General features: G+C 64.1%; 7 protein-coding genes and 3 pseudogenes. 8 read left to right on the top strand and 2 right to left on the bottom strand.

Annotation, left to right across the window (positions count from 1 at the left end; translation table 11 throughout):
- The 4 genes and pseudogenes from VKI00_RS23040 to VKI00_RS23030 all read left to right on the top strand — a co-directional run.
- A pseudogene (locus tag VKI00_RS23040) lies at positions 1–408 on the top strand (phosphoketolase); the annotation flags it as partial.
- Positions 409–520: 112 nt separating this feature from the next.
- A complete protein-coding gene (locus tag VKI00_RS33880; RefSeq protein WP_414687270.1) occupies positions 521–805 on the top strand; it encodes a histidine phosphatase family protein in 285 nt (94 codons plus the stop codon).
- A pseudogene (marP, locus tag VKI00_RS23035) lies at positions 792–1322 on the top strand (acid resistance serine protease MarP); the annotation flags it as partial. The gene VKI00_RS33880 and the pseudogene marP, both read left to right, overlap by 14 nt.
- A gap of 568 nt (positions 1323–1890) precedes the next feature.
- The gene (locus tag VKI00_RS23030) at positions 1891–2589 is read left to right on the top strand and encodes an alpha/beta fold hydrolase (protein ID WP_324441587.1); all 699 of its coding nucleotides are present in this window, start codon (positions 1891–1893) and stop codon (positions 2587–2589) included.
- 178 nt (positions 2590–2767) lie between these two features.
- Here the strand turns inward: VKI00_RS23030 and VKI00_RS23025 are convergent, their stop codons facing one another.
- Both VKI00_RS23025 and VKI00_RS23020 read right to left on the bottom strand, forming a co-directional pair.
- Complete coding sequence (locus VKI00_RS23025) at positions 2768–3289, bottom strand: hypothetical protein (protein ID WP_324441585.1); 522 nt, start codon at positions 3287–3289, stop codon at positions 2768–2770.
- Positions 3286–3639, bottom strand: a complete 354-nt coding sequence (locus VKI00_RS23020; protein WP_414687271.1) for an MmpS family transport accessory protein — start codon at positions 3637–3639, stop codon at positions 3286–3288. Before VKI00_RS23020 ends, VKI00_RS23025 begins: the two co-directional genes overlap by 4 nt.
- A 981-nt stretch (positions 3640–4620) precedes the next feature.
- On the opposite strand from VKI00_RS23020, the gene VKI00_RS23015 reads away from it, so the two are divergent.
- The 4 genes and pseudogenes from VKI00_RS23015 to VKI00_RS23000 form a co-directional block, all read left to right on the top strand.
- The gene (locus VKI00_RS23015; RefSeq protein WP_324441581.1) at positions 4621–5766 is read left to right on the top strand and encodes a VOC family protein; all 1146 of its coding nucleotides are present in this window, start codon (positions 4621–4623) and stop codon (positions 5764–5766) included.
- A 32-nt stretch (positions 5767–5798) separates the two neighbouring features.
- On the top strand, positions 5799–6716 hold the full coding sequence (locus VKI00_RS23010; RefSeq protein ID WP_324441579.1) for a fumarylacetoacetate hydrolase family protein: 918 nt from the start codon (positions 5799–5801) through the stop codon (positions 6714–6716).
- Entirely contained in the window at positions 6713–8293 is a 1581-nt protein-coding gene (locus VKI00_RS23005; RefSeq protein ID WP_324441577.1) for a bifunctional 3-(3-hydroxy-phenyl)propionate/3-hydroxycinnamic acid hydroxylase, read from the top strand. Before VKI00_RS23010 ends, VKI00_RS23005 begins: the two co-directional genes overlap by 4 nt.
- Positions 8293–8611: pseudogene (locus VKI00_RS23000) on the top strand (hypothetical protein); the annotation flags it as partial. The gene VKI00_RS23005 and the pseudogene VKI00_RS23000, both read left to right, overlap by 1 nt.

Here is an 8611-nt window from a genome sequence, read left to right as displayed (position 1 = left end):
AATGTGGTCGATCTCTTCCGGCTGGTTCCTAGCACGGAACATCCGCACGGCCTAACGGATCGCGAGTTCGAGGCCATCTTCACCCCAAACAAGCCGGTCATCTTCAACTTCCATTCCTATCCTTGGCTGATTCATCGGCTTACCTATCGCCGACCCGGCCAGCACCACATCCACGTGCGCGGATACAAGGAGAAGGGAAACATAGACACCCCACTGGAATTGGCCATCCAGAACCAAACGGATCGCTTCAGCCTCGCAATTGACGCCATCGAACGAATGCCTCGCTTCCAGGTCACCGGAGCCGGCGTTCAGGAGGCGCTGCTCAACCGTCAGATAGAGGCTAAGAGCCACGCCTACGAGTTCGGTATCGACCCTGAGGAGATCACGAGTTGGCAGTGGCCATTCTGAGGGGTAAAGGAATTTAAGTCATGAGTGAAGGATTGCCCGTGGTTTACCTCGCCAGGCACGGCGAGACTGCGTGGAGTCTATCGGGCCAGCACACGGGACTTAAAGATTTGCCGTGACCGAGCGCGGCGAGCGCAACGCGCGTCGGCTCGGTGAACGGTTAAAAGAACTGAGCTTGAAAAAGGTCTTCACCAGCCCATTGCAGCGTGCGAGGCGGACTTGCGAGTTGTCAGGCTTTGGCGCCGAGGCCGAGGTCGAGCGCGACCTGGTCCGAATGGAACTACGGCGAATACGAGGGACTACGCCCGGACCAAATCCATGCGGACCGCCCGGATTGGGAGTTGTTCCGAGACGGCTGTCCCGGAGGCGAATCACCGCATCAGGTCGGAATTCTTGCTGAACGTGTCCGGGTGATGACCAACGCGCACGTGGTGGCCGGTGCGAACAGCGTCACCGTGGAGGCCAGCGGCAACGCCTATGACGCCACCGTGGTGTCCTACGACCCGAGTGTCGACATCGCGATCCTGAAGGTGCTCAACCTGCCGCCCGGACCGCTGGCGTTCGCCGACACTCCGGTGACATCGGGCACCGATGCAATAGTGATGGGCTACCCCGGTGGCGGTGGCTTTGTGGCAACTCCGGCCAGAATCCGGGAACTTATCGAACTCAGCGGACCCGACATCTACCGGAACGCGACGGTCAACCGCGAGGTCTACACGGTCAGAGCGAGTGTGGAGCAAGGCAATACGGGTGGACCGTTAATCGACACCAATGGTCAGGTGCTCGGTGTGGTGTTCGGCGCGGCTGTCGACGACAACGACATCGGTTTCGTCCTGACGGCCAAGGAGGTGGCCGCTCAGCTGGCGCACATCGGCGACATTACGCCGGTGGCCACCGGGGAGTGTGTCAGCGGATAGGACGGTCCCGCCGTGATAACCAACTCGGCCTTGGCCATCGACGGCTTGGCTGCTTGGCCTGGCATTGGGCTTTTGGCGCTCTTGAAGCTGCAACGCACCCGCGTGGGCCGGGCCGTCGTGCGACGCAGCGCAGCAAAAGACCTCAGCCCATTGAGGGGATCCGTCGTACCCCGATCGCCGACGCACAAGAAACATTCCAGTCGACGTTTGGCCCCGACCTGGCCAGCGCCCACCCATCCCGACGGCGCCTCAAGCATCTTCGGCTTCACCAGCGCCCCGAGGTCGTCGCGTTCAACCCCGCGGACGCGGTGATGTCGCTAACTACTGCGCAAGTTTTGACCATGGCCCGCGAGCAGGGCCATAACGGGATCGTGATCAATCCCGCTGGCCCGTCGATCCGAATTTCGGTTGCCGAGATCTTCGGATCAGCCTCGCTGCGTTGAAACCGTTGGGCGCGATGATCTCTCTGCGCACGACCTGCGGCGCTTTGCCGGCAGCCAGAACGCCAGGGTGTCGCCTAGCGCCGATTTTGCCCGTCAGCCGACGCGTACGACCTACTATCCGCGGTATGACGGCCTTTGCCCTGGTGCACGGCGCGTGGCACGGCCCGTGGTGCTGGGAAGAAGTCGCTCCGCTGCTGCAGAAAGCGGGCCACGACGTGGTCGCGCCTGAACTGCCGTGTGACGACGGCTCAGCGACAACCTTTGAACCCTACGCCGATGTGGTTTGCGCTGCCCTTGATGGTCGCGACGCTGATGTAGTCGTTGTCGCCCACTCGTTGGCTGGACCCACTGGCACTCTGATCGCGGCTCGACGCCCGGTGCGGCACCTCGTGTACGTGTGCGCCGTAGTCCCTGCACCTGGACTCAGCTTGGTGGATCAAGGGGGCGAAATGGTTAACCCCGACTGGGACAAGGGCCTTAGCCGCCCTGATGCAGAACTGCGGACAGTATGGGTGGATCGTGGCATGGCGAAAGCGTTGTTCTACCACGACTGTGACGAATCGACGGTGACGGCAGCTTTCAGCCGTCTTCGACCGCAGTCGGCGTACCCGTTCATAGCTGCGTTTCCATTATCCCAACTTCCAACGGTCAGTTGCACGTACGTCGCCTGTGCTGAGGATCGACTTATCGACCCGGATTGGCAGGTACAGACCGCACGCAATATCGGTGCGTCTCTTGAAGTTATCCCTTCGAGTCATTCACCGTTCTTTTCGCAACCGAGAGCGCTCGCCGACGCCCTGCTGCGCGTGGCCAATGCGAACTAGGTTCGGATGCCGCCCTCGTGCAGCATCGGATATGGAGCGGATACGTAGCCGGCACCACTCCCCTACCGCCGCCCCATCGTGCATCGTCAATTCGATTGCGGCACTGGATGTTTAGAGGCCTAGTTTCGCGGTGCGGGCTTTCGCGGGGGTTGGCGGCGCCGGTGTGTTGGGGCGGCAGCTAGGCCGGCGACGGGGTTGGCGCGGCTTGGGCGCGATCGGCGAGCAGCGTCGCCAGCCTCTGCGTGCCGCGGTCGCCCAGGTAGCCATGTAGCGCTTCTGCCAGCGCTTGGGGGTTCATGTCGAATTCGCGCAGCGCTTTGACCAGGATCCGTGACGGGGCCGTTGGCTTGGTGTCGGGCTGAGGTTGCTCCCCGGCGTCTTTTCTGTTCAGCGCAGCCTGCCACCGCGCGACCTGTTCTTCCAGGGGGACGCGCGCGAGCTGGCGGGCTTCGCGGATGGCCAGTTCGCCGCGGCGCAGCGCGGTCTGTAGCTGGGGAGCAAGGGTGAGCAGGGCGCGGCGCTGGGACACCCAGCCGCCGGTGCGGTGCAGCCGTTTGGCGGCTTCTTCTGCGGTTCCGCACTCGCTGACGAGCGCTTCGACGGCGCGGGCTTCTTCGATGACGTCGAAGTCTTGCCGGTCGACGTTTTCACGCTCGACCTGATCTGCCGTCTTGATCGGCGTGGTCGGCGGCTCGTTCATGCTGCGGTCACCGTGCATGCGACAGCGGCGCTTGGGTGGGAGACGACGTGCTGGTCGCGGACCACGCCGTCGACCAGGATGCGGCAGCCGGCGGAATCTCCGTCGACCTGCATGACGAGGCTCAATGTTGCCGACGGCGACATCGTCGTCTCCGAATGTGACCAAGGCAGCGAGGACAGCCTGACCTCGATGGGCTGGCTATCGAGATTGGCGCAGACCACCTTGCCGCCACCGCCCAGGATCCCGAACGCCTCGTAGGTCACGTTTTTGGGATTGGTCTCGACGACGGTGGCGGGGATGGCGCTTGTCGCGGGCGGATGGCTAATCGCCTCATTGTTGCCCCGAATCATATGGACGCCGTAGGCGACGACCGCAAGCACGGCAACAATCACGGCGGGCTGCCAAAGCTTACCGAGGGTGCGTTTGTTACCTCGTCGCTTGAGTCTTGCGCTCACACGATCACTCCTCCCGACCGTCGAACGTCCGTTTACAGTACTGGACGCTAGCGTCGAGAAATACCGATTGACCGTTCCGAGAATTATCGGTAGTCGAAGTTCAACTTTTTATGCTCTAGTGCACCGCTACCCGACTTGGCTCAAATTGGCTGTTGCTTACCCGTTGACGGTTGAGGAACCGGCGGCTGTCTGAATCACCCTCTCCCTGGGTCGTTTTCAGAACGCCGTCAAAGATCGGCACAAGCTGGGTGAGCGAATCATCGAGCAGGTTCGTGTGGCGACCTGGCCCCGACTTGCCACGATGCGTCACGTTGTGCCGAACTTGACTGTAAAACCTCAAACACTCGCTCGGTTGTGATGGACATTAACAGCGGTTGGTGCAGGCCCGATGGGCTTGGGGATGCGTGTTATTGAATGAGTTTAGCGAAACCCTTTTCGCGCGAAAGCTTTTTGACTCATTAACCAGCCCGGTATCTGAACGTGATGTAGCGCTCGATCGCCGACCACAGCAGCAAGTACGCCATCTGAAGCCGAACTAGTCAGTGGCGGGCGCGTTTTCGAGGGACGCTTGGTGCCGGCTTTTCGCTGACCCGCAACGCGTCGTCGAATAGCGGGTCGGTTCCATCCGTTCCAATCGAACAAATCGACCGGGTTACCCGCTTCGGGATGCGCCGCGTACAGCACATTCGCGGGCCGATGAATACCTGCTAGCAGGGTATGCCGATTGCCGTCAGCCGCAACGACAGACGTTCGCAGTAGCCGCATGCTTAGTCACGAATGCGGCGCGCGAGTGCGCGTTCGCCGAACACCTTGGCAATACAGCCTTTTAGGGAGGAGCACCATGCCGTCCATCGACTATGTCTCGGGAGCACAGCGATGACCGAGCATCTGATCGGCGCCCACAATGGCCTGCACAGCGAACAGGGGGCTCTGCCGGGTGAGCACCCGGGCCGCTCCGCCAATCCCGTGATCAAGGTCCACGACGTCATCTGGCTGGAATTTGAGAAGCCGGATCTGAAGAAGGCGGAGGCGTTTGCGCTGGCGTTCGGGTTCAGCGTCGCGCTGCGCACCGACGACGAGCTGCACCTGCGTGGCAGCGACCCTGTCGCGCCGTGTGTGCTGATCCGCCGTGGCACGCGTTCGCGGTTCGTCGGCCCGGCTTTCGTCGCCGCCGAAGACACCGACCTGCTGCGGCTGGCCGACGCGACCGGGACCACCGTGCGGCCGCTGCCCGAGACCCTGGGCGGGGTGACCGTTGACCTCGTTGACCCCAGCGGGATTTCGTTGCGGGTGGTCTCCGGTGTCGACACTCTGCCTGAGCTGGCCTCCCAGAAACCGCACGTGTTCAACTTCGGGCCCAGCCACGACACCGTCCGGGCAAACGCCACCCAGCGTCCCCCGCGGGTGCCCGCCGGCGTGCAGCGGCTCGGCCACATCGTGCTGCAGACCCCCAAGTACATCGAGGCGCTGAACTGGTATCTGGACCACCTCGGTTTGATCGTCAGCGACTTCTGCTACTACCCCGGCCAGCGTGAGCGCGGACCCATCATGAGCTTCATCCGCTGCGATCGCGGGTCCATCCCGGCCGACCACCACACGCTGGCGATGGCGTTGGGCCCGACCCACCGCTACGTCCACTCGGCGTACCAGGTCGCCGACCTGGACGCGTTGGCCGCCGGCGGCGAATACCTGCGCGAGCACGGCTATTTCCGCTCCTGGGGCATCGGTCGTCACATCCAGGGCAGCCAGATCTTCGACTACTGGCGCGACCCCGACGGCGATTTCCTGGTCGAGCACTACGCCGACGGCGACATGTTCGACAACACCCTCGAGCCTGGCTGGGCTCCGCTGACGGCGTCTGGCCTCTATCAGTGGGGCCCCCCGCCGAGCAAGGACTTCCTGGGCGTTGGCACACCCGGCGAAACCGCGCGTGAGATTTCCTTGATGGTCGACGCGCTGCGCCACGACAACGAGTTCGACCTGTCCGCCCTCCGCGGGCTTTTCCACGTAAGCAATTCCTAACCCTCCCAACCCAAAAGAAAGTAAGGATCCCAATGACCGTCTCGATCCTGCGGACCGCCGACGCGTGGTGGGTGCAGACACCGAGCGGCGCCGCCCGCATCCGCACCGACGCCGCCAGCACCGCTGAACTGCTGGCCGACCGTGCGGCTGTCGACGCCGCCGCGCACTCCACTGACACCGTGCCGGTGGAAAACCTGGCGCTGCTGTCGCCGGTTACGACGCCATGCCGATTGGTGGCTCAGGCCACCAACTACGCCTCGCATGTGCGAGACGTCGGCCGCGACCCCGCGAAGACGCCGCTGACCTTCTTCCGCAAGGCCTCCGGTTCCGTCACCGGTCCGTTCGATGACATCGTCAAACCCCCGCACGTGCAACTGCTGGACTATGAGCTTGAGATTGGTCTGCTGATCGGCCGTGAGCTGCCGGTGGGCACCGAGGTCACCGAGGCCAACCTGGCCGAGTTCGTCCACGGGCTGCTGGTCACCAACGACGTGTCGGCGCGCGACGTGCAGCTGACGAAAGCCCAGTTCTACGAGTCGAAGTCGTATCCGACGTTCACCCCGATCGGGCCGGCGCTGGTGCTGGTCGATGCCGATGAGCTCGAGCGCTTCGGTGACCTGCGGCTGCAGTTGCGAGTCAACGGGGAGGTGCGCCAGAACATGGTCGTCGAGGGCGACATGCTCTACACACCTGTGCAGGCGCTGCAGACGCTCGCGAGGTTCCAGAAGGTCGACGTCGGCGACGTCGTCCTCACCGGTACCCCGGTGGGCACCGCGCTCACCGCGCGTGGAGTCGAGAACCCGCATCAAATGGATCTGATGACATTCCTTGCCGGACAGGCAAAGAACCCCAACTATCTCCATCACGGTGACGTCGTGGAGGCGACGGTGGCCACCGACGACGGCGCCATCGACCTTGGCACCCAACGCAACAAGGTGGTATACCGATGAACGCACAGTCCAACGGCGCCCCGGCCTCGCTGCCGGACTACATGCCGGTGATCATCATCGGGGCCGGTCCGACCGGCATGACCGCGGCCACGCTGCTGGCCCAGCAGGGCATCTCGTGTCTGCTGCTGGACCGTCATGAGACCGTCTACCCGCTGCCGCGGGCGGTGCACGCCGACGACGAGATCTACCGCATCCTGACTCGCCTAGGCGTCGGCGACGAGTTCGCCGCCCACCGCCGGGGCGCGCTGGGTTTGCGACTGCTCGACACCGACATGCGGGTGCTGGCGGAGCTGAACCGCAGTCCCGAACCCAGCGCCAACGGCTACCCTCAGATGAACATGTTCGACCAACCCGAGTTGGAAGGCATGATGCGGGCGAACCTCAAGAGGTACCCGGAGGCCGTGTTTCGGGGCAATGTCGAGGTCACCAGCGTTACCCAGAACCGGCCCGGCCGGGTGCGGGTGAGCTTCCTTGATCGCGTGCGCGGTGGCGAGCAGTCCGTGGAAGCCAGCTATGTGCTGGGCTGCGACGGCGCCAACAGCACGGTTCGTGCGGCGATCGGTTCGCACATGTACGGGCTGCCGTTTCAGCAGACCTGGGTGGTCATCGACGTCGACACCGACGCCGAGCTCAACCAGTGGGAAGGCTGCCACCAACTGTGCAGTCTCCAGCGAGCCGGGACCTACATGCGCGTTGGCGAAACCCGCTACCGCTGGGAATTCCGGCTGCTCGACGGGGAGACCGCCGCCGACTACCAAACCATCGAGCACATCGAGCCGCTGATCAAGCCGTGGCTGGGCGGCACACCCGCCGACCAGTTGCGCCTGGTTCGCGTCACCGCGTACACGTTCCGGGCCCAGGTGGCCAGTCGGTGGCGTGACCGCAATGTGTTCGTCCTCGGTGACGCCGCCCACCTCACCCCGCCGTTCGTCGGCCAGGGTATGGCAGCCGGCCTGCGCGATGCGCTGAATCTGAGCTGGAAAGTGGCCGGCGTGCTGGGCAACACCCTGCCCGAAAGCGTGCTGGACACCTACGAGCAGGAGCGCAAAGCCCATGCGGCGGCCATGATTTTGATGGCCGTGTCGGTCGGAGCGGCGATGACCGGCGGCGGCCGGGTTGGAGATGTGGTCCGCAAGGTGGTGTTCCCGCGGCTGGCGCACCTGCGCCTGCCGGGCACGCGCACCAGCGCCGCCGACGGCGTCGCCCCCGGGCTGCACAAGTCGGCACTGGTGATCAAATCCCGCAGCCCCGGCCAACTGGCCGGAACGTTGAGTCCCAACCCGGTCTTGCGCGATGGTCTGCACTTCGACCAGGTCGTCGGGAACCGGTTCGCGCTGGTCACCTCGTCTCCGCTGAGCGCTGCGCAACAGAAGGAGCTCAAGAGCCGCGGAGCCGTGATCGTCTCCGTTGCTCGGGACAGCCAACTCGGCAGCTGGCTGAAGCAAGGCCGGGCGACCGCCGCCATCGTCAGGCCCGACGGCGCCGTCATGCAGGCCGGCCGGAACGTTGCGGCGATCTGCGACGCGGTGCCCGCGTTCTCCGCCGGTCACATTGACGGACCTGAAAGCGAGCGCTGATGACCGAGCTGCTGGTGCTCAACGATGGCAAACAGGAGCTGCAGGCGGTGTCCTTGGATGGCACTCGGGTGCGTACCCTGCTGACCGGACTCGACGAGAGGCCCGACGGCCTCATCGTCGACCAGTCACGTGGCCATGTGTACTGGACAAACATGGGGGCCCCCGATCCGGGGGCCAGCCCACGTTCGGAAGAGGCCTACGCCCGCAACGGGTCACTAGAACGTGCCGATCTCGACGGGAGCAATCGCGTCACGATCGTGCCGCGCGGGACCTTCACGACCGGCAAACAGCTCGCCGCCGACTTCGAGGCCGGCGTGC

Origin of the sequence: Mycobacterium sp. (assembly GCF_035314665.1) — a bacterium.
In the GTDB taxonomy this organism is placed as follows: Bacteria; Actinomycetota; Actinomycetes; order Mycobacteriales; family Mycobacteriaceae; genus Mycobacterium.
Note: the sequence above shows the minus strand (reverse complement) of the source record. Positions and strands in the feature narration are given on the sequence as shown.

Excerpts from the sequence above, each read along its gene's own strand:
- VKI00_RS23010 (WP_324441579.1), top strand. The coding sequence starts at position 5,799 with ATGACCGTCTCGATCCTGCGGACCGCCGACGCGTGGTGGGTGCAGACA.
- VKI00_RS23025 (WP_324441585.1), bottom strand. The coding sequence starts at position 3,289 with ATGAACGAGCCGCCGACCACGCCGATCAAGACGGCAGATCAGGTCGAG.
- VKI00_RS23020 (WP_414687271.1), bottom strand. The coding sequence starts at position 3,639 with ATGATTCGGGGCAACAATGAGGCGATTAGCCATCCGCCCGCGACAAGC.
- VKI00_RS23030 (WP_324441587.1), top strand. The coding sequence starts at position 1,891 with ATGACGGCCTTTGCCCTGGTGCACGGCGCGTGGCACGGCCCGTGGTGC.
- VKI00_RS23015 (WP_324441581.1), top strand. The coding sequence starts at position 4,621 with ATGACCGAGCATCTGATCGGCGCCCACAATGGCCTGCACAGCGAACAG.
- VKI00_RS23005 (WP_324441577.1), top strand. The coding sequence starts at position 6,713 with ATGAACGCACAGTCCAACGGCGCCCCGGCCTCGCTGCCGGACTACATG.